A 20,760-nucleotide genomic window follows, 5' to 3' on the forward strand; every position below is an offset into this window, starting at 1 on the left:
TAAGCTGTGATCGACTCTAAAACTTGGATGTGCTTGATTTGCGGTTGGATTTATGACGAGGCGGAGGGTTCACCTGAGCACGGCATTGCACCCAACACTCCATGGGACCAGGTTCCCATGAATTGGACCTGCCCAGAATGTGGCGCCCGCAAAGAAGATTTCGAGATGGTTCAGATTTGAGACGCAGCCACCGCTGCGTTGTTTATTTTTCCATCGGGAGCAGTAACAATTGACTACAACAGGCGCATCTTTCAAAGTGCTCGTGGTGGATGACAGCAACACCATCCGTCGAAGCGCCGAGATTTTCCTCAAGCAGGGGGGGCACGAAGTCTTGTTGGCCGACGACGGCTTTGACGCTTTGGCCAAAGTCAATGATTACCAGCCTCAGCTGATTTTCTGCGACATCCTTATGCCCAAGCTCGACGGGTACCAGACCTGCGCCATTATCAAGCGCAATGCCCGTTTTGCAGATACTCCAGTGGTAATGCTGTCCTCCAAAGACGGCGTGTTCGATAAAGCGCGTGGGCGCATGGTCGGCTGCCAGGAATATCTCACCAAACCGTTTACCAAAGACCAGCTGTTGCAAGCCGTGCAGCAGTTCGGCAATGCCCAACAAGGAGCGATGTAATGCCCATCCAGAAAGTGCTGGTCGTCGACGACTCGAAGACCGAGTTGATGTTTTTGACGGACCTGCTTCAGAAAAAAGGCATGCAAGTGCGCACGGCAGAAAATGCCGATGAAGCGTTTCGTCGTCTGGCCGAAGAAAAGCCCGATCTGATTTTGATGGACGTGGTGATGCCGGGCCAAAATGGCTTTCAGCTGACGCGCGCCATTACCCGTGACCCGCTGTATGCCGATGTGCCCATCATTATGTGCACCAGCAAGAATCAGGAAACAGATCGCGTCTGGGGTATGCGTCAGGGTGCTCGCGGCTACATCACCAAGCCGGTCGATCCCGCTGAGCTGCAGGCCAAAATTGACGCTCTGAACTGAGGCTGCGGCGCGTTCATGGCCAACCGCGAAGCCCTTCGAGAGCTCCAGACCCGACTTGCCAGCCGCCTGCAGGCTGCAAGAACCGAAGGTACGTCTGTTTCGTCCTGGCTGGCTGTAGAGTCTGCCGGGGCTTTCTATTTGCTGCCACTGGGCCAATCCGGGGAGATTTTCCCGTGGGTGCCCGTTCAGGCGGTGCCCTATACCCAGAGCTGGTTTTTAGGCGTTGCCAACCTTCGCGGTGGGCTGGTGGGCGTGGTGGATCTTGCGGGCCTGATGGGCGCTGCGGCTCCACGCACTGACCAAGCCATGGCGGAAACCAGTCTGCTGTCGTTCAATGCCGCGCTTGAAGTCAATGCCGCATTGCTGGTGGATCGCTTGGCGGGCCTGCGCGGGACCGATGCGTTTGTCACGTCCGAGCCGCCCACTGAGGATTCCCCCGGGTTCTTTGGCACCGTCTATATCGATTCCAGCGGCACACGCTGGCAGGAGCTGAACTTGCAGATCCTGTCCCAACATCCCGCTTTCCTGAGCATCAGTGCTTGAGTTTTTCTGTAAGGCTGCACCATGTCCGTCGTCAATCAATTTGGAAAACTGTTCAACCGGAAACCCGGCTCGGATGCCGGCACTGCCGACGACGGGCGGGACCTCCTGGCTACCGGCTCGCTCGATGGAGCGCAGCTCGGTGATGCCTATCAGGCAGAAGCCATGAACAGCGTCCAGGGCGATCCGGACGGTTATTCGCCAGAACTCACCTCGCCAGACTCTGATGAAGATCTGATTTCTCTGCCGCTGCTCGGTCGTTCGACCGCGGCGGGGCATCAGCGCCGTTTGCTGGCCTTGCTGGCCATCGGTGTGGTGGTGCTGGCGCTGATCGCTGGTTGGGTGCTGCAGCAAGCAGACCGGGCCGCGCAACAACTGGCTGCTACCGGTCAGTCGCTGATGCAGTCGCAGCGGCTTGCCAAGTCGGTGTCGCAGGCCCTGGTGGGTAGCCCGCAGGCATTCCCCGACGTGGTGGAAAGCTCTGGCGTGCTGGCGCGCAACGTGCGCGCGCTCAATGCAGGCGACAACGAACTCGGCGTCCAGTCGCTGGGTGAGCCCTACAAGCCAGACTTGGAATCCGTGAATCCCCTGATGGAGCGCGCCGAGCGCAACGCGACGGTGGTGATGGGGCAGCAAAAAATTCTGACGCAGGTGGGTGACGCGCTGCGTACCATCAATCGCCAGTCGTCTGATCTGCTGGAAATTGCCGAGACGGTGTCGTCGCTGAAACTTCAACAAAACGCCCCTGCTGCAGAAATCTCTGCGGCTGGTCAGCTTGTGATGTTGACCCAGCGGATCGGCAAGTCGGCCAACGAATTCCAGACCATGGAAGGCGTGAGCCCTGAGGCCGTGTTCTTGCTGGGCAAGGACTTGAACTCCTTCAAGGAAATCGCCCAAGGCCTGCTGGATGGCAGCCCTGAACTGCGTCTGGCCGCCACCAAGGATGCGCAGACCCGTGAGCAGCTGGAAGCCTTGGTGAAGCTCTATGAGCAGACCCGAACACAAGCCAGCGCTATTCTGGGCAACCTGCAAGGTCTGGTGTCCGCCCGCGAAGCGCAATCCGCGATCATTGCCGACAGCGAGCCGCTGCGTCGCCAGCTGGAAGGCTTGCAGTCCAAGCTGTCTGCACAGACGGGTCTGGGTGGTGGTCAAGTCGCCGCGCTTGCACTGGCCGGCTTGTTCGTGGTTCTTTGCGGTATCGGGATCTCCCGTGTTCAGCTGCTGGACAGCCGGGGCCGTCAGGCCAACGCTGAAATGCAGCAAAAAGACGCCAAGCGCCAGGAGCAGGAAGCCAAGCGTGTCAACGACGCCAACCAGGCCGCCATTTTGCGATTGATGAACGAACTGCAATCGGTGGCTGAAGGTGACTTGACCCAAGAAGCAACGGTGACGGAAGACATTACTGGCGCTATTGCCGACTCGGTGAACTACACGGTGGAAGAGCTGCGTCAGCTGGTGGGCAGCGTGCAGAACACGGCGACCCGGGTGGCCCAGACGACGGCCCAGGTGGACAGCACGTCGACCGAACTGCTCGCCGCTTCGACCGAGCAGCTGCGCGAAATTCGCGAAACCGGCCGCTCCGTTCTGGACATGGCGACCCGAATCAACGAAGTGTCGACTCAGGCGCAAGAGTCCGCCACGGTGGCCCGTCAGTCGCTGCAAGCTGCTGACTCCGGTCTGCAGGCCGTACAGAACGCCATCGGTGGTATGAACTCCATCCGAGATCAGATTCAGGACACCTCCAAGCGCATCAAGCGTCTGGGTGAGTCGTCTCAAGAGATTGGTGAAATTACAGAGCTGATTTCCGACATTACGGAACAGACGAACGTGCTGGCTCTGAACGCTGCTATCCAGGCCGCATCTGCCGGTGAAGCCGGCCGAGGCTTCTCGGTGGTGGCGGAAGAAGTGCAACGACTGGCTGAGCGTTCCGCCGATGCGACGCGTCAGATTTCTGCCCTGGTGAAGGCCATTCAGACCGACACCCAGGATGCCGTGGCCGCTATGGAGCGCTCCACGCAGGGTGTGGTGGAAGGGGCGCGACTGTCCGACAGCGCGGGTACGGCACTGTCTGAAATTGACCGTGTGTCACGCCGACTCGCTGAACTGATTGAGCAAATTTCTTCTTCGACGTCCCGGGAAGCTGTTCTGGCCAATGAAGTGGCCGACAACATCCAGCACATTTTTGCGGTGACCGAGCAAACGGGTGAAGGTACCCGTACCACAGCGCAGCAGGTGCGCGAGCTCTCGCACATGGCTGAAGAGCTGCGCCAATCGGTGGCCCGGTTCAAGATCGCCTGACGTAGTCATCAACTAGCTGGCTCATTGCAGCCGGGGACGAATCCATGCCATCTATTGATGTCAACAATGCACCGGCCGCGGATGGGACACAGGGAGATCATGACCTGGGTCCATTGGCCTGGGTGCTTGACGAACTGCGCAAGTCGTTAGACGGTGCGGTCAAGGCCATGCGGCGCTTCGTGCGTGATGCAGAAGCCGCGCGTGAATCCGATTTGGCCGCGCTGGACGCTGGTCCACTGCGCATTGCGCGCCAGCAGCTTCACCAAGCCTGCGGGGCACTGGAAATGGTGGGCATGGGCCCTCCGGCACTGGTCTTGCGGTCCATGGAGTCTGCTGTTCAAAAGTTTGTGCAGCGCCCGGAGACTTGCAGCGATGAGGCGGCTGCTGTCATCGAGCGCGCAAGCTTTGCGCTGATCGAATATCTGGAAACAGTGCTGGCGGGCAAGGCCACGTCACCAGTGGCACTGTTTCCGCAGTACCGCGACGCGCAGGCTCTGGCAGGTGCTGAGCGCGTGCACCCCGCCGATCTGTGGCCGGTGGAGCGCCGCTTCCGAGAACCCGAGGGCACCATCGCAGCGACGCCTCTGCCCTATGGTCCAGAAGCCCGCGCGCGCCTGGACTCCGCCGTTCTGCGGATCGTCAAGTCGGGCGATTTGAAGGCGGCTCGCAGCCTTCACGAGACCTGTCTCTGTTTTGTGGCAGCACAACCGGACCGACAGTCGCGCGCGTTTTGGAAGATTTGCGCAGGTTTCTTCGAAGCTTTCGGTGCGGGGCTGTTGCCCCCCGATGTGTACGTCAAACGCGTGGCATCGCGGGTCTTGATGCAGTACGCGACGTTGGCCAAAGGCGACACGACCATTGCTGACCGCCTGGTTCAGGATTTGTTGTTCTTTTGCTCGCAGGCGAAGCCCGCAGAAAATTCAGCAGACGCATTGCCTTCGCTGACCGCTGTGCGCCAGGCGTTTGCTTTGGATCGTTTCAAGCCGGTGGACTACGAAACAACGCGTTTCGGTCGTTTTGACCCTGCGTTGCTGACCCAGGCCCGCAAGCGGATCGCGTCAGCGACAGAGACATGGTCTGCATTGGCCGGTGGAGACCGCAACAAGCTGAAACCCGCCGCAGATCAATTCAGTTTGGTGTGTGACTCCCTGCGCAAGCTGCACCCCGGCAGCGAAAGCCTGGCGCAGGCCCTGACCCGCGCGGTCGAAGCTACCACCCGTTCGGGCGAACCTCCTTCAGCCGCATTGGCCATGGAAGTCGCGACCTCCGTGTTGTACCTCCAGGCTGCGTTTGAAGAACTGGATGCTGCAGACGAGCAGATGGAGGCGCGTGCCGCGCGTCTCGCGGAGCGTCTTGATGCAGTCGCCGCTGGCGCAGAGCCCGAACCCCTCGAACAGTGGATGGAAGAGCTGTACCGCCGCGTCAGCGATAACCAGACCATGGGCAGCGTGGTCGACGAACTCCGTGCCACGTTGGGTGAAGCAGAGAAGTCACTGGATCAATTTTTCCGCAACACCCAGGACACAGCCGTTCTTGCGACAGTACCGGGTCACCTTGCGCAAATGCGCGGCGTGTTGTCGGTGTTGGGGCTGGACCAGGCTTCGCTCGCTGTGGTTCGTATGCGCGATACGGTGGAGCGTTTGCTCATCAATGAAATCGCCGACGAAGATCGCCAAACCGCTTTCGAGAAGCTGGGTAACAGCCTCGGCGCTCTGGGTTTCCTGATCGACATGCTCAGCTACCAGCGCACCATGGCGCGCAAGCTGTTTGTGTACGACGAAGAGTTGGGTGAGTTGCGCATCTTGATGGGCAAGACGCGCGGTCGCGCTTCGGATGCCGTCGAGGAAACTCCCGTCAAGCTGGATGAGCGCTCGTCGATTCCGCTGCCGGATGTCGTGCCCCGATTCCCTGTGCCGGAGCCTGTCAGTGAACCCACTGATTTCGCTCCTCTGCCCGATTTCGCAGCGCCTTCGGCGCTATTGGCCGAGGCTGAACCCGCTGCATTGGCACCTGAAATTTCTTTCGACGCACTTCCTTCAACGGAAAGTTCTTCAGCGCCTGCAGCAGCGTTGCCAGTGCCCGTCACTCGGCCCCTGGAAATCGAAGACGAACTCTTGGAAGTGTTCCTCGAAGAGGCGCGCGAAGTCGTGGTGACGGGCCTTGCTGCCATTGATGTGCTCAAGGATGAAGCCGGTAACCTCAGTGAGCAAACCACACTGCGCCGCGCTTTCCATACCCTCAAGGGCAGTTCGCGGATGGTCGGGCTGAACGATTTTGGCGAAGCCGCTTGGTCGATGGAGCAATTGCTGAACGCCTGGTTGGCAGAGCAAAAGCCCATGCATCCCGATTTGCTGCAGCTGTCGTCGGACGCAATGCGTGCTTTCAGCCGCTGGGCTGATGACATTGCGGCGGGCACAACGTCGGGCTGGAGCACAGAGGCGTTCCGAAAGTCTGCCGACGCGATGCGTCTGGATGGCACCTTGTTGCCATTGGCGGCGCCTGCAGAAGCAGGCATTTCTGCCGGCGTGATCGACGAACCCGCGGTGGTTGTGGACGCGCTGAATGATGTGCCAGTGCCCGTTTTGGAGCCCTTTGCCGACGAGCAGCCGTTGGTGGCCGCAGAGTTGCCACAGTCCGATGACGAAGTGCTGGAGATGCCGGACTTCGAGTCCACCCAGATGTCCGACCATGTTCCCGAGCATCCTGCAGAGGTTGCGGGTGCAGCAGCGGCTGATGTGGCGGAGGACATCGACTTCTCGGTGTTTGCTGCCGCTTTGAATGAGACGCCTGGCGAACACGCGGCAGTGGATCCATCGAGTGCAGATTTTGTGCTGGATCTTGAACTGCCCGATCTGGAGCCGGTCGCTGCCCCAACGCCGGTGGCAGAGGCTCCATCAGACGAGTTCACGTTGCCCGACGAAGTCACTGCAGAGGCCACCTCGTCACTGCCGACAGAGGCTTTCGACGTGGCCGACCTGGATGCTGCGGCGCTGGCAGAGCTGGAAAGCATGCTCGACGCACCACCCGTGGTGGAGACGCCTGTGCAGGAGCCAGCCGCCGAGGTGGTCGCTCCAGACTCGCTCCCTGCGGCTCTGGACGTTCATGAAGTCCTGCCGCAAGAGGACAACGCCAGCGATGACGCGGTGAAGGTCATTGAAACTTTGCGCATCGGTATCCCGCTGTACAACGTTTACCTCAATGAGGCGGACGAATGGTCACGCCGTCTGGTGACCTGTTTGCAGGAGTGGGCGCTGGAACTGCATCAACCCTTGCCCGATACCGCGGTAGCGTTGGCGCACTCGCTGGCGGGCAGTTCGGCGACAGTGGGTTTCAATGCCCTGTCAGAGTTGTCGCGTGTTCTGGAGCATGCCCTTCAGCACGTGCAACTGCAGTCGGGGGGCACCGAAGAGCAAGCTCAGGCGTTCATGGCTGCGGCCGACGACATTCGCCGGTTATTGCACCAGTTTGCTGCGGGTTTCCTCAAAGAGCCCAGCCAGGACGTGCTAGCCCAGTTGCGGGAGATTCTGGAAACCGAGGTGGACAACACCTTGTCGCCGCCAGAAGAGGACGACGATTTGCCACTGGAGCGCGAAGACGCGGTGACGGAATTGCCGGTTGCAGCCCTTACCGAGCCTGAACCTGAGCCGGTTACAGAAGCCGCCCCTGAACCAGCCCCGTTGGTCATACCGGCAGGTCATGTCGCGCCCGCGCTGTCCGTGGTCGTGCACGACCAAGATCACGATCAGCAGGTTGACAACGCTATTGCACATGCCATTGCCATGGGCTCGGACGTTGACGACGATATCGATGCCATTGACGTCATTGATCCCGATCTGTTCCCGATCTTTGAGGAAGAGGCCGCAGAGTTGTTGCCCCAGCTTGGCGGCGCATTGCGTCAATGGGCTTCACGCCCTGACAACCTTGGTGCCCGCAGTGAAGTGCTGCGTGCGTTGCACACACTCAAAGGGAGTTCGCGACTGGCGGGCGCCATGCGCTTGGGTGAAATGGCCCACCGCTTGGAGTCGGCCATTGAGCAACTCGATGTCGATACGGTCACCACAGACCAGATTGAGCCTCTGCAAGGTAGCTTTGACGGGCTGCAGGCGAACTTCGAAGCGCTGCGTGCCATTGGCCAGAGTCCTGCGGATACGGTGATGTCACTGCCCGTGGTGCCCGCAGGTTCCAGCTCGCCAGCGACTGATACCGCTGCAGCCGCGCCAGCAGCTGGCCAGAGCGTGTCGAGGCCTTCTGCGCCTTCAGTGCGCCTGCCTGGCCCATCACAACTTGCGCCTTTGCGGGCGGCGGCCAGCCAGTCGGTGCGCGTGCGCGCCCAGCTGTTGGATCGCCTGGTGAATCAAGCGGGCGAGGTGATGATCAGCCGTTCGCGCCTGGATGTCCGCCTCGGTCAGTTCCGCAGTTCGCTGACAGATCTGTCGGGCAATTTGGACCGCTTGCGCCAGCAGCTGCGCGACATTGAAGTGCAGGCCGAGTCGCAGATGCAATCGCGTCTGGCGCTGTCCAAAGACTCTGCCGCCGGATTTGATCCGCTGGAATTTGACCGCTTCACCCGCGTGCAGGAACTCACCCGCATGATGGCCGAGTCGGTGAACGACGTGGCCACCGTGCAGCGCAACCTCCAACGTGCCATGGAAGGTGCCGAAGACGATCTGATCGCCCAGGGACGTCAGGCGCGGGAGCTGCAGCGCGATCTGCTGCGCACCCGCATGGTGGAGTTCGAAGGCATCTCCGAGCGACTGTACGCAGTGGTGCGACAGGCATCGAAGGAAACCGGCAAGCAAATCAAGCTGGACATCACCGGCGGCTCCATTGAAATGGACCGCGGCGTGCTGGACCGCATGACCCCTGCGTTCGAACACTTGCTTCGTAACTGCGTCGGTCATGGCATTGAAGATCCCCAAGTCCGGACAGCAGCAGGCAAACCGGCATCGGGCACGATCACCATTGATCTGCACCATGAAGGCAATGACGTGTCGGTGGAGTTCCGCGACGATGGCGCGGGTCTGAACTTGCCCCGAATCCGCGAGAAGGCTCTGGCACAGGGCATCGTGAACGCAGATGTGGAGCTCAGCGATGCGGACGCCGCAAATCTGATTTTCATGCCAGGGTTCTCCACGGCGTCAGAGGTCACGGGTCTGTCTGGGCGCGGTATTGGTATGGACGTGGTCCGTGCCGAGATCAACGCTTTGGGTGGCCGCATTGAAACCTCCACCGAAATGGGCAAGGGTGCAGCCTTCCGCATGGTGCTGCCACTGACCACCGCCGTGACGCAGGTGGTGATGCTGCGCGCGGGTGACTTGGCCGTGGGTGTACCCGCCAGCGTGGTCGAAATCGTGCGCCGCACCTCGGCTGCCGACCTGGAAGAGGCCTACCGCACAGGCACCTTTGATGACGGGACAGAAAAGTTGCCGTTCTTCTGGTCAGGCGCTTTGCTTCAGGCCTCTCCTCGCAGTTATGAACCGGGAGGCAAGTCTCGCCCTGTGGTGATCTTCCGCAGCGCCGCACAGCGCATCGCGATGCATGTGGACGAAGTTCTGGGCAACCAGGAAGTGGTGGTGAAGAACCTGGGTCCTCAGCTGTCGCGTCTGCCTGGTCTGGCTGGAATGTCCGTTCTGGCGTCGGGCGCTGTGGTGTTGATTTACAACCCTGTGGCTTTGTCGACCGTGTACGGTGATCAGGTCCGCGCCTCCAGCGTGGGTCTGCCGCCGGTGCTGGAAGCTGGCGGCGCGGGTGCTGGCAAGTCGGTGGTTTCGTCACAACTGGCGGGCCCTAGCCTGGTGCCTCTGGTGTTGGTGGTGGACGATTCGATCACGGTGCGCCGTGTGACGCAGCGTCTGCTACAGCGCGAAGGTTACCGGGTGGCGCTGGCCGCAGATGGTCTGCAGGCGTTGGAGCGTTTGCAGGAAGAGCGCCCCACCGTGGTGTTGTCAGACATCGAAATGCCCCGCATGGACGGGTTCGACCTGGCGCGCAACATCCGCGCAGATGGCGCCTTGCGTGATCTGCCCATCATCATGATCACCTCGCGCATCGCTGAAAAGCACCGCGAGCATGCGATGGAACTGGGTGTGAACCACTACCTGGGCAAGCCTTATTCAGACGAAGAATTGCTGAGCCTCATTCAGCACTACGCCCGCCTCGCTGCCGCCGCAGAGGTTTGACACCTCCGCACGCCCCTTCCTGTCAAGGATGGGGCGTGCAGTCTTCTCCTGAAGTCTTTTTCGCCAACCATTTGTGCCCTCTCCTATGGATTCTGTGAATCAATCAGGGGTCTCTTTGGACGCCAAGGCCCCGGCTCCGTATGGGGACAGCCGCTTGCTGGCGTGTTTGGCGCTGGTGGCCCGCGAGCGAGCATCCGATCTCTTTCTGTTGGCCGGAGCCCCACCCACTGTCAAGCGGCAGGGCGCGTTCTTGCCCATCAGCCAGCAGGTGCTCAAGGCGCAGGACATTCGCACCATGGCCTACTCGATCATGGGCAAGGCGCAGCACCATGAGTTTGAATCCACCATGGAATGCGATTTTTCGTATGCGACCGCGGAGGGCGATCGTTTTCGCGTGAATGTGCACCTGCAGCGCGGCCAGGTGGGCATGGTGATTCGCCATGTGGCTGGCAGCATTGCCAGCCTGGATGAGTTGGGCTTGCCCCAGGTGCTGAAGGATCTGGCTTTCCTCAAAGGCGGGCTCATCCTCACGGTGGGTTCAGCGGGTTCCGGCAAGACCACTACATTGGCAGCGCTGATAGACCATCGCAACACCAACGAGAGTGGTCACATTCTCACCATCGAAGATCCCATCGAGTACCTGCACCCGCACAAAAAGTCACTGATCACGCAGCGTGAAGTGGGTATCGACACGCGCTCGTACGACGAAGCCCTGCGCCGCGCAATGCGCGAGGCACCCAACGTGATCATGATCGGGGAGATTCGAGACCGCGCCACCATGCAGCACGCGCTGCACTACGCCGAGTCTGGGCACCTTTGTGTGTCTACGCTGCATGCCCACAACGCCAATCAGGCGGTGCAACGCATTCTCAATTTTTTCCCGGAGCATGCGCACAAGCAATTGCAGATGGACCTATCGCTCAATCTGCGGGCTGTAGTGGCACAACGCTTGATCAAGGGCATTCAGGGCCGACTGGTGCCCGCCACCGAGATCATGTTGCTCACCCCTTATGTGGCTGACTTGATTCAGAAAGGGCAGGTTGACGAGCTCAAAACGGCGATCAACCGGGGGACAGAGCAGGGCATGTGCAGTTTTGACCAGTCTCTGTTCAAACTGGTCGAATCTGGCGCAATTTCTGTCGAGGAGGCGATTGCCCATGCAGACAATCGCACAGACCTTTCTCTCAAGCTGCGCCTGGCCGCTGGCGGTACGTTGAGCGTGGACGGCATGAGCATGAGCGCGCAACAAGAGGCCAATTCCCAGAACGGGCGCTAACAACCCCTTCAGCGGAAGCCGCGTGCTCCTCTTAGTCCTCTTAGCACTCCGTCAGTGAGTGGCAGCGGCCTTGACCACTGCATAGCGCTCCAGCGTCCGCTGTCGTGCCACATCGTGTTCCACCACCGGCAAAGGGTAGTTGCCGCCCAACTGCACACCCGCCTCTTGCAATTCCAGCGGCCGTGCCAGCCACGGGGCGTGTAACGCCTTGGCAGGCAACTGCGCCAACTGCGGCAGGTAGCGGCGGATGAACTTGCCCTCCGAATCAAACTTCTCGCTCTGGCTGACCGGGTTGAAAATGCGGAAGTAGGGCTGGGCATCACAGCCGCTGGAGCTGGCCCATTGCCAGCCACCGTTGTTGGCGGCCAGGTCAAAGTCATTGAGGTGCTTGGCAAAGTAGGCCTCGCCCCAGCGCCAGTCGATGCCCAAATCCTTCACGAGAAAACTCGCCACCACCATGCGCAGTCGGTTGTGCATGTAGCCTGTCTGGTTGATCTGCGCCATGGCCGCATCCACCAGCGGGTAGCCTGTGCGGCCCTCGCACCAGGCGGCAAACAGGGCATCGGCCTCAGCGCCTGATTCCCACTGGATCGCGTCATAGGCCGGTTTGAAGCTGTTGCCCACCACATGCGGATGGTGGTGCAGGATCTGAAAATAAAAGTCGCGCCAGATCAGCTCGCTCAGCCAGGTCGTGGCGCCCGGGTTGCCCTGCAGCATCAGGCGGTGTGCGGAGCGCGCCAACAAGCGCGGCGACATGGTGCCAAAACGCAGGTGCACGCTCAGGTAACTGGGCCCTTTGATGGCCGGAAAGTTGCGTGTGTCGTCGTAACGCTCCATGCGACCGAGGAAATCGTCAAACAACTGCTGCGCGCCGCTGGCTCCTGTGGGCAAGCGCAGCTGCGACAGTGCGGTGGCCTCGAAACCCAGTGATGCCAGCATTGGCACCGCTTGGCAGTGCTCCGGCGGGCGCGGAGCGAGGTGGTGTGCATGGCGCTCTACCGGGTAGCTCTTGAGCTGAAAGGCATCGACCTTTTTGAGCCAGGCGTTTTTGTAGGGCGTGAACACGCTGTACGGGTTCCCGGTCTGCGTCAGCACTTCGCTGCGCTCCAGGAGCGTGTGGTCTTTGAAGGTGTGAAAGGCCTTGCCAGCGGCGGCCAGTTGCGTGCGCACCAGGCTGTCGCGCGCGAGCGCCTGGGGCTCGTCGTCGTGGTTGGCAAACACGGCCTGTACGCCCAGGGCGTTGGCCAGTGCCGGAATGGCATCGCTGGCCACCGCGTGCAGCACGATCAGACCAGCCTGCGCATGGCCGGAGAGCGTGCGCAGCGTTTCATCCAGTTCCACCAGCGACTCTCGGATGAACTCCACCCGCCGGTCGGCCCGGGGCAGGGCGTCCAGGATCTCGCGGTCAAAAACAAAGGCGCAATGCACCTGCTGGCACTGTGTCAGTGCGCGGTACAGGGCAGCCTGATCGTGCGCGCGCAGGTCGCGGCGGAACCAGACAAGACCGCTGGGGTACGAAGGCTCGAGGGAGGGGGGCATGTTCACCGTTAAAATTGCCGGATGTCTTTCGATTCTGCGCCCATCAACCTGACGCATCACTTCCTGATTGCGATGCCCGGTCTGGAAGATGAGTCTTTCTCCCGCAGCGTCGTTTACCTGTGCGAGCACAGCGAGCGCGGTGCCCTCGGTCTCATCATCAACAAGCCCTCTGACATCACCCTCAAAAGTCTTTTCGACAAGGTGGACCTGTCGTTGCGGCGCGAGGACCTCACCAGAGAGCCCGTGTTCCAGGGTGGCCCTGTGCAGACCGAGCGTGGCTTTGTGTTGCACGAGCCCATGCTCATGGACAGGGCCGAGACCGACGAATCAGCCTACGCCTCTACCATGACCATCCCGGGTGGGCTGGAGATGACCACCTCCAAGGACGTGCTCGAAGCGCTTTCCACCGGGGCGGGCCCCCGCCGGGTGCTCATCACGCTGGGGTATTCGTCGTGGGGCGAAGGCCAGCTCGAATCCGAACTGGCCGAGAACGCGTGGTTGACCGTGGCGGCGGATCTGTCGGTGATCTTCGACACCCCCGTGCCAGAGCGCTACGACCGCGCCTTGGCGCTGCTGGGCCTCAAGGCGTGGATGCTGTCGCCCGAAGCGGGGCACGCATGACCGGCTTGCCCGCTCAGCCCGCTGTTCCTGCGCATTTCCAGACCTTTCTTGCTTTCGATTTTGGCCTCAAGCGCACGGGCGTGGCCTCGGGCAACCGCATGCTGCGCGGCGCTACGCCGCAAGCCACCATCAAGGCCGAGGGCGATGCCCGTTTTGTGCAGGTGGCGCAGCGCATCAAGGAATGGCAACCCGACGCACTGGTGATCGGCGTGCCCTACCACCCCGATGGCGCGAGCCACGAGAACACCGAGCGTGCGCTCAAGTTCGGCCGCCAGCTGCGCGGTCGTTTTGGCCTGCAAGTTTTTGAGGTGGACGAGCGCTACAGCACCACCGAAGCCCTCTCCGGTGGCGCCAAGGATGCGGACGCTGCGTCGGCCTGCATCATCCTGGAACAGTTTTTGAGGAATCTTCCATGAGCAACCCATCCCCCGCCGCCGCAGGCAGCCTGGTGCTAGATGCCGAGGCGCTGTACCGCGAGCTGCTGCGCGGCGTGCGCAGCATGCTGACCCCCACCACGCGCCTGGCAGGCATCGCCTCGGGTGGTGCCTGGCTGGCCGAGCGCCTGCAAAAAGACCTGGGCCTGGAAGGGCCTGCCGGTGTGCTTTCGTCGGTGATGCACCGCGACGACTTTGCCCAGCGTGGCCTTTCGGCCGGCGCGCAAACCGCGCTGCCGTTCGATGTGAACGGCGCCGACGTGCTGGTGCTCGACGACGTGCTCTACACCGGCCGCACCATCCGCGCCGTGCTCAACGAGTTGTTCGACTATGGCCGCCCGGCCAGCGTGCGCCTGGCCGTGCTGGTGGACCGGGGCGGGCGTGAGCTGCCCGTGCAGGCCGACTTTGCCGCAGCCCGCGTAGCGCTGCCTGCCGCCCAGTCGCTGGCCCTGGCGCGTGACGACAGCGGCACCTTCCAATTCCAAGTCAAAGAGGCCTGACCGTGCTGCACAAGCGCAACCCCCAACTCAACGGCAACGGCGAACTCATCCACCTGCTGTCCATCGAGGGCCTGCCGCGCGACATCGTCACGCACATCCTCGACACGGCCGCCAACTTTGTCAGCGTGAGCGACCGCGAGGTCAAGAAGGTGCCCCTCTTGCGCGGCAAGAGCGTGTTCAACCTGTTCTTCGAGAACAGCACCCGCACGCGCACCACCTTCGAGATCGCGGCCAAGCGGCTGTCGGCCGACGTGATCAACCTCGATATCGCGCGCAGCTCGGCCAGCAAGGGCGAATCGCTGCTCGACACCATCGCCAACCTGAGTGCGATGGCGGCTGACATCTTCGTGGTGCGGCACAGCGAATCGGGCGCACCTTACCTCATCGCCCAGCACGTGGCGCCGCATGTGCACGTGATCAACGCGGGCGATGGTCGGCATGCCCACCCCACGCAGGGGCTGCTGGACATGTACACCATCCGCCACTACAAGAAGGATTTCAGCAACCTCACGGTGGCCATCGTCGGCGACGTGCTGCACTCACGCGTGGCGCGCTCGGACATCCATGGCCTGACCACGTTGGGCTGCGCTGAAGTGCGCGTGGTGGGCCCGCGCACCCTGGTGCCGTCGGACATGGCGCAGATGGGCGTGCGCGTGTGCCACACGCTCGAAGAAGGCATCAAGGACGCGGATGTGATCATCACGCTGCGCCTGCAGAACGAGCGCATGAGCGGTGCGCTACTGCCGTCGAGCCAGGAGTATTTCAAGAGCTTCGGCCTCACGCAGGACAAGCTTCAACTGGCCAAGCCTGATGCCATCGTGATGCACCCCGGCCCGATCAACCGAGGGGTCGAGATTGACTCCGCCGTGGTCGATGGCAAGCAGAGCGTGATCCTGCCGCAGGTGACTTTTGGCATCGCTGTGCGCATGGCTGTGATGTCCATCGTTGCTGGTAACGAAGCATGACGCTCGGGATGAATACTCCTGTTTTCATAGCTGCTAGCGTTTATCCCATAAGCGCTAGCAGCCAATTTGGCTTGAAATCATGAAGATACTGATCCAGAACGGCCGTGTGATCGACCCCGCTTCGGGCCTCGACCAGATCTGTGACATCGCGATTGCGGCGGGCCGCATCGTCGGCGTCAACCGTGTGCCGCCCGACTTTGCGCCCAAGCGCGTGGTGGACGCCACGGGCTGCATCGTGCTGCCCGGTCTGGTGGACTTGGCCGCGCGCCTGCGCGAGCCCGGCCATGAGCATGAAGGCATGCTCGAATCCGAGATGGCCGCTGCGGTGGCCGGTGGCGTGACCAGCCTGGTGTGTCCGCCCGATACCGACCCCGTGCTCGACGAGCCGGGCCTGGTGGAGATGCTCAAGTTCCGCGCCGAGAAGCTGCACCAGTCACGCCTGTTTCCGCTGGGCGCGCTCACGCGCAACCTCGCGGGCGAGGTGCTGACCGAGATGGCCGAGCTGACCGAATCGGGCTGCGTGGGCTTTGGCCAGGCCGAGGTGCCTCTGGCCAGCACCCAGGTGCTGCAGCGCGCGCTGCAGTACGCCGCCACCTTTGGCTACACCGTGTGGCTGCGCCCGCAGGAGATGCACTTGGGGCGTGGGGTGGCCGCCAGCGGTGCGCTGGCCACGCGCCTGGGCCTGTCGGGCGTTCCCGTGGCGGCCGAGACCATTGCACTGCACACCATCTTCGAGCTGCTCAAGACCACCGGCGCGCGTGTGCACCTGTGCCGCCTCAGCAGTGCGGCCGGTGTCGAACTGGTGCGCCGGGCCAAGGCCGAGGGCCTCCAGGTGACCTGCGACATCAGCATCAACACGCTGCACCTGACCGAAAACGACATCGGCTTCTTCGACAGCCGCGCGCGCCTGACGCCCCCACTGCGCCAGCAGCGCGACCGCGATGCCCTGAGCGCGGCGCTGCTCGATGGCACCGTCGATGCGCTGGTATCCGACCACACGCCTGTTGATGAAGACGCCAAGACTTTGCCGTTTGCCGAGGCCGAACCCGGCGCCACGGGCCTGGAGCTGCTGCTGAGCCTGGCCCTCAAGTGGTCGCAGGACAGCGGCGTGCCGCTGCAGCGCGCACTGGCCGTGGTCACGTCCGAACCCGCACGCGTGCTGGGCAACGCCCTGGGCACCTTGCAGGCCAGCGTGGGCCAGATCGTGGAAGGCGGCGTGGGAGACATCTGCATCCTCGACCCGCTGGCGTCCTGGACCGTGCAGGACGACGCGCTGTGCAGCCAGGGCAAACATACGCCGTTCTCGGGATATGAGCTGCCCGGCCGTGTGCGCATGACGCTGGTCGGTGGGCAGGTAGCCTTTGACCGTGCCTAAGCATGTGCGGTGCGGAGCGGCCCTGAGGTGAAGTCTTTGCGCGCCATCTGGCGCCTGCTGCGTCTACTGGGCCACATCGCCAAAGGCCTTGGCATCGTGGCGCTGCGTTTCCCGGGGCTCTCACCCGACCAGCAGCATGCCAGGGTGCAGGTGTGGTCGCTGCAGCTGTTGGCGCACCTTGGCATCAGCCTGCGCATTCAGGGCCAGCCGCCGCTCATCGGGCCGGTGATGCTGGTGGCCAACCATATTTCTTGGCTCGATATCCCGGTGATGCACGCTGCGCGGCACTGTCGTTTCGTCTCCAAGTCGGACGTACAGGGCTGGCCGCTGATCGGCACGCTGGCCACGGCGGCCGGCACGCTGTACATCGAGCGCAGTTCGCGCCGCGACGCGCTGCGCATGGTGCGGTCCATGCAGGAGGCGCTGGAGCGTGGTGAAGTGCTGGCGGTGTTCCCGGAAGGCACCACCGGTGACGGCCGCGAGATGCTGCCGTTCCACGCCAACCTGATCCAGGCCGCAGTCGCAGCCAATGCCCCGGTGCAACCCGTGGGCCTGCGTTTTGTGGACCGCGCCACGGGCATCACCAGCTTCGCACCGAGCTACATCGGTGACGAGACCCTGGTGGGCTCGATCTGGCGCACGCTCAGCGCACCGGCCATAGAGGCCGTGGTGCACTATGGCGACCCTGAGCTACCCGCCGGGCGCGACCGGCGCGTGTTCACACAGCACCTCCAGACCGTGGTGGATCACCTGCGCCGCAGCTGAGTGCATACGGGGTCGCCCCAACCCCGTCTCCAATCAGGGGAATTTACCGGCGGTGCACAGCCCTGGCGCTCCGGTAGCCCGTGATTGGCTATCCGTAAGTACAGGGAGTTCTTCTGCCGAACCCTTGAGGCCTTGTCTGACGTTTTCGCCATGGTGCGAGCGCCACACTGGCTAGTCCATTGATGGAGACAGATATGCGATTCATTCAGCAATTGAGTGTGTGGGGTGTGTTGGTGTTGAGCGCCATGGCGGCCACCGCGCAGGGTGTGAACACGCCCGCCGTGGTGCCCGGCCTTCGGCCTGCCATGCCGCCGTCTTCGGCACCGGCTGCAAACACGGTTCCCACACCGGCCCAGACGCCCAGTCCCTCACCCAGTCAGACGCCCGCCCAAACGCCTGAGCCCCCGCCAGCCCAATCCCCGTCAGAGACACCTCCCCCACCCGCGCCCCTCCCGCCTACGCAGGGCTGAGCCACCATTGCTTTGCGGAAAGTCGCCACCTGAGGTGATGGGATGCGGTCGTCACGAAGAAACGACCGCGATCAACGAAGACGCTGAGGAGCCCATTGGGCCCTCACAAACGCGCTGCCCGGCAAGTGCCGCCAGAAGCCACAAGATGCACACCGCAGCACAAAGCCCCGCACAGAAAACGCGCTGTGCAGGGCTTTGCTGTTTCTACCCCTCTGACAGCCGGTGTGACTTGCGTGGTCGAAACCGTGCATATTCCACGTTTGCAGCTCTGTAGGCTGCAATAACGGTGCTCCAGTACGCACTGTTTCCCTTATCGTCCGCATCTTTTGGTCTGCATGCCATTGCGCACAGGCCCATCACATTGCCGGGAGGGCACCATGAACCTGATAGAGCGCGTCAAGAGCATCCTTTTGCAACCCAAGGAGACCTGGGTCGTCATCGACTCGGAAACCACCGACGTGGCGACCCTGTACACCCAATACGCCATGATCCTGGCGGCCATTCCGGCCGTGTGTGGGTTCATCGGTTTGTCACTCATCGGGTTCAGCGCGTTTGGCGTGTCCGTGCGCATGCCCTTGGTGTCGGGCCTGGTGAACATGGTGGTGTCGTATGTGCTGAGTCTGGTGGGTGTGTTTGTGCTGGGGCTCATCATCAACGCGCTGGCCCCCACCTTCGGCGGCCAAAAGAGTGCGATCCAGGCGCTCAAGGTGGCGGTGTACGCCAGCACCGCCGCCATGGTTGGCGGTGTGTTCAGCCTGCTGCCTGCGCTGTCCATGCTGGGTTTGCTGGCCGCGCTGTATTCCATCTACTTGCTGTACACCGGGCTGCCGGTGCTGATGAGAAGTGCGCCCGAAAAATCCATTGCCTACACGGTAGTGGTCATCATTGCAGCCATCGTCATGGGCGTGATCATCGGTGCGGTCAGTTCCGTTTTCATGCCGCGCGGCGCAGACATGTTGGGCGGTGCAGATGCCCCCGCCATCACCATGAACACGCCGGGAGGGCAGGTGTCCATCAACACCGCCGGGCTGGAGGCCGCGGGCAAGAAAATGGAAGAAGCCGCTCGCCAGATGGAGCAGGCGCAGAAGAGCCAGGACCCCGCCGCCATGGCAGCCGCCGCAGGTGCTGCGGCCACGGCTGCGGCGGGCGCACTGGGGGGTGGTCAGGCCATTGCTGCGCAGTCGCTCAAGGCCGCCTTGCCAGAGGCGCTATCGGGCCTGCCCCGCACGGCGTTTGAAGTGCAGGACGGCGCCGCCCTGGGCTTGCCCACCAGCCAGGCCAGCGCCCAGTACGGCAGCGACGACAAGCAGGTGCGCGTGGAGATTCTGGACATGGGAGGCCTCAGCCAGATGGCCGTGATGGCCATGGGTTTGGGCCAGGGCGAGAAGGAAGACCAGACCAGCGCCGAAAAGACCTGGCAAGAGGGCGGTCGCACGCTGCACCAGCGCTATGCCAAGGACGGCAGCCATGCGGAGTTCAAGACGGTCCTGAAAAACGGACTGGTGGTGAGCATCGAGGGCGACAACATGGGTATCAAGGAGCTGCGCGGTTTCATCTCGCAGGTAGACCTGAGCGGCCTGGAAGGCCTGGCGCGCAAGGGCAAGTCCTGAACCCCTTCCAAGCTCTGCATTCGCTTCCTCAAAGGCCGACAGATGTCGGCCTTTTTTCGTTCTGGGGTGGGGCCCGATGACCGCAGTTGCAGGCGATAGACTGCTTTGTATCGGCACGCGTTTCGCCGGCTGACCATTCTTTCCGTCTTCATGCACTCTTTGCCTTTGTACCAACGTGCCATGGGCCCCGCTTTTGAGCGGCTGGCGCCTGCATTGGCGCGTTTTCACAGCCTCTCTGGCGCGCACCGTCTGCAGGGGCACGTACAGGTGGAGGCACCGGCCACCTGGGCTGCCCGCTTGCTGGCGCTCGCGCTGGGTGCGCCTCAGCGCGCTGCGCAGGGCGCGATCACCTTCGAGCTGGATGCGCGCCCTGCTGCCGAGCGGTGGACTCGCCGTTTCCCCACGCAGACCATGCAATCCACCTTGCGAGAGGCCGCTGGACAGGTGGCGGGCCAAGTAACAGGACAGGTGGTGGAACACCTGGGCGCCGCGCGGCTGACGTTTGCACTGCATGAAGCTGAAGGGCGGCTGGTGATGCAATTGCAGCAGCTGCATTTTTGCGGCATTGCATGCCCTGCGTGGCTGCGCCCCCAGGTGGTGGCGCAGGAGACCGGGATTGGCGAGGCCCTGCATTTCAAGGTGCAGGCCACCGTGCCCTGGGTTGGCCGTGTGGTCAGCTACCAAGGGCACCTGGTGGTTCCGCTGGAGGCCCCAGATGCAGCGGCAGCCGCAGGGGGTACGCAGCCATGATTGTGGTGTTTGATGGCCAGTGCCTGCTGTGCAATGGCTGGGTGCAATTTCTGCTGCGGCATGACATCAAAAAAAGCATCCGCTTTGCGTCTATCCAAGGCGCGGCGGGGCAACGGCTGCTGGCGCAGGCGGGTCTCGAAATCGATGGTTTGCAAACCCTGCTCGTCATCGATGGCGACCGCAGCTGGCAGCACACGGCAGCCATCTTGCGCGTGCTGCATGCGCTGGGTTGGCCGTGGCGACTGGCATGGGTGGGCTGGCTGGTGCCCGCACCGCTGCGCGATGCGCTGTACCGCTCGGGTGCGCGCAACCGCTACCGCATCTGGGGGCGGTCAGACACCTGCATGGTGCCGTCGCCCGAGGTGGCGGCGCGTTTTCTGGATTGACCTGGTGGCGGGGTTGGGCTCGGACAATGCGCCCGCGCTGGTGCGTCATATGGATTCAT

Annotated in this window: 18 protein-coding genes; 16 read left to right on the top strand and 2 right to left on the bottom strand. The window is 62.4% G+C overall.

Annotated elements, in window-relative coordinates:
• Window positions 1-6 precede the first annotated feature (6 nt).
• The 7 genes from ACK41V_RS01905 to ACK41V_RS01935 all read left to right on the top strand — a co-directional run bounded on the left by ACK41V_RS01905 (window position 7) and on the right by ACK41V_RS01935 (window position 11,286).
• On the top strand, window positions 7-180 hold the full coding sequence (locus ACK41V_RS01905; protein WP_008903269.1) for a rubredoxin: 174 nt from the start codon (window positions 7-9) through the stop codon (window positions 178-180).
• Between the two features lie 49 nt (window positions 181-229).
• Window positions 230-628 (top strand): PleD family two-component system response regulator, encoded by a 399-nt coding sequence (locus ACK41V_RS01910; protein WP_034692846.1) that lies wholly within the window; start codon window positions 230-232, stop codon window positions 626-628.
• The gene (locus ACK41V_RS01915) at window positions 628-993 is read left to right on the top strand and encodes a PleD family two-component system response regulator (RefSeq protein WP_010459520.1); all 366 of its coding nucleotides are present in this window, start codon (window positions 628-630) and stop codon (window positions 991-993) included. The genes ACK41V_RS01910 and ACK41V_RS01915 overlap by 1 nt, the downstream gene beginning before the upstream one ends.
• A gap of 15 nt (window positions 994-1,008) precedes the next feature.
• Window positions 1,009-1,536: a chemotaxis protein CheW gene (locus ACK41V_RS01920; RefSeq protein ID WP_409777025.1), complete on the top strand. Its 528-nt coding sequence runs from the start codon at window positions 1,009-1,011 to the stop codon at window positions 1,534-1,536.
• A gap of 21 nt (window positions 1,537-1,557) precedes the next feature.
• On the top strand, window positions 1,558-3,831 hold the full coding sequence (locus ACK41V_RS01925; RefSeq protein ID WP_409777028.1) for a methyl-accepting chemotaxis protein: 2,274 nt from the start codon (window positions 1,558-1,560) through the stop codon (window positions 3,829-3,831).
• Between the two features lie 44 nt (window positions 3,832-3,875).
• Entirely contained in the window at window positions 3,876-10,010 is a 6,135-nt protein-coding gene (locus tag ACK41V_RS01930) for an Hpt domain-containing protein (RefSeq protein WP_409777031.1), read from the top strand.
• A gap of 85 nt (window positions 10,011-10,095) precedes the next feature.
• Window positions 10,096-11,286: a PilT/PilU family type 4a pilus ATPase gene (locus ACK41V_RS01935; RefSeq protein ID WP_409777034.1), complete on the top strand. Its 1,191-nt coding sequence runs from the start codon at window positions 10,096-10,098 to the stop codon at window positions 11,284-11,286.
• Window positions 11,287-11,337: 51 nt separating this feature from the next.
• Here ACK41V_RS01935 and ACK41V_RS01940 read toward each other — a convergent pair whose 3' ends face one another.
• Window positions 11,338-12,825 carry a cryptochrome/photolyase family protein gene (locus ACK41V_RS01940; RefSeq protein ID WP_409777037.1) on the bottom strand — a complete coding sequence of 496 codons (1,488 nt, stop codon included), beginning with the start codon at window positions 12,823-12,825 and terminating at the stop codon, window positions 11,338-11,340.
• A 21-nt stretch (window positions 12,826-12,846) separates the two neighbouring features.
• Here ACK41V_RS01940 and ACK41V_RS01945 point away from each other — a divergent pair, with 21 nt between their 5' ends.
• The 6 genes from ACK41V_RS01945 (at window position 12,847) to ACK41V_RS01970 (ending at window position 17,485) form a co-directional block, all read left to right on the top strand.
• Window positions 12,847-13,446: a YqgE/AlgH family protein gene (locus ACK41V_RS01945; protein WP_409777040.1), complete on the top strand. Its 600-nt coding sequence runs from the start codon at window positions 12,847-12,849 to the stop codon at window positions 13,444-13,446.
• Entirely contained in the window at window positions 13,443-13,862 is a 420-nt protein-coding gene (ruvX, locus tag ACK41V_RS01950) for a Holliday junction resolvase RuvX (protein WP_409777043.1), read from the top strand. Before ACK41V_RS01945 ends, ruvX begins: the two co-directional genes overlap by 4 nt.
• Window positions 13,859-14,380, top strand: a complete 522-nt coding sequence (pyrR, locus tag ACK41V_RS01955; RefSeq protein ID WP_409777046.1) for a bifunctional pyr operon transcriptional regulator/uracil phosphoribosyltransferase PyrR — start codon at window positions 13,859-13,861, stop codon at window positions 14,378-14,380. The genes ruvX and pyrR overlap by 4 nt, the downstream gene beginning before the upstream one ends.
• A gap of 2 nt (window positions 14,381-14,382) precedes the next feature.
• Window positions 14,383-15,345 (top strand): aspartate carbamoyltransferase catalytic subunit, encoded by a 963-nt coding sequence (locus ACK41V_RS01960; protein ID WP_409777049.1) that lies wholly within the window; start codon window positions 14,383-14,385, stop codon window positions 15,343-15,345.
• A 79-nt stretch (window positions 15,346-15,424) separates the two neighbouring features.
• Window positions 15,425-16,720, top strand: a complete 1,296-nt coding sequence (locus ACK41V_RS01965; RefSeq protein ID WP_409777052.1) for a dihydroorotase — start codon at window positions 15,425-15,427, stop codon at window positions 16,718-16,720.
• Between the two features lie 27 nt (window positions 16,721-16,747).
• Window positions 16,748-17,485 (top strand): lysophospholipid acyltransferase family protein, encoded by a 738-nt coding sequence (locus ACK41V_RS01970; RefSeq protein ID WP_409777055.1) that lies wholly within the window; start codon window positions 16,748-16,750, stop codon window positions 17,483-17,485.
• A gap of 205 nt (window positions 17,486-17,690) precedes the next feature.
• Here ACK41V_RS01970 and ACK41V_RS01975 read toward each other — a convergent pair whose 3' ends face one another.
• Window positions 17,691-17,822 (bottom strand): hypothetical protein, encoded by a 132-nt coding sequence (locus ACK41V_RS01975; protein ID WP_409777058.1) that lies wholly within the window; start codon window positions 17,820-17,822, stop codon window positions 17,691-17,693.
• A 510-nt stretch (window positions 17,823-18,332) separates the two neighbouring features.
• Between ACK41V_RS01975 and ACK41V_RS01980 the strand changes: the two genes are divergently transcribed.
• The 3 genes from ACK41V_RS01980 (at window position 18,333) to ACK41V_RS01990 (ending at window position 20,701) form a co-directional block, all read left to right on the top strand.
• Entirely contained in the window at window positions 18,333-19,565 is a 1,233-nt protein-coding gene (locus ACK41V_RS01980; protein ID WP_409777061.1) for a Yip1 family protein, read from the top strand.
• Window positions 19,566-19,715: 150 nt separating this feature from the next.
• Entirely contained in the window at window positions 19,716-20,315 is a 600-nt protein-coding gene (locus tag ACK41V_RS01985) for a DUF4166 domain-containing protein (protein ID WP_409777064.1), read from the top strand.
• Complete coding sequence (locus ACK41V_RS01990) at window positions 20,312-20,701, top strand: thiol-disulfide oxidoreductase DCC family protein (protein WP_409777067.1); 390 nt, start codon at window positions 20,312-20,314, stop codon at window positions 20,699-20,701. Before ACK41V_RS01985 ends, ACK41V_RS01990 begins: the two co-directional genes overlap by 4 nt.
• Window positions 20,702-20,760: the final 59 nt, after the last annotated feature.

Origin of the sequence: Acidovorax sp., from assembly GCF_046291265.1 — a bacterium.
Classification (GTDB): domain Bacteria; phylum Pseudomonadota; class Gammaproteobacteria; order Burkholderiales; family Burkholderiaceae_C; genus Acidovorax.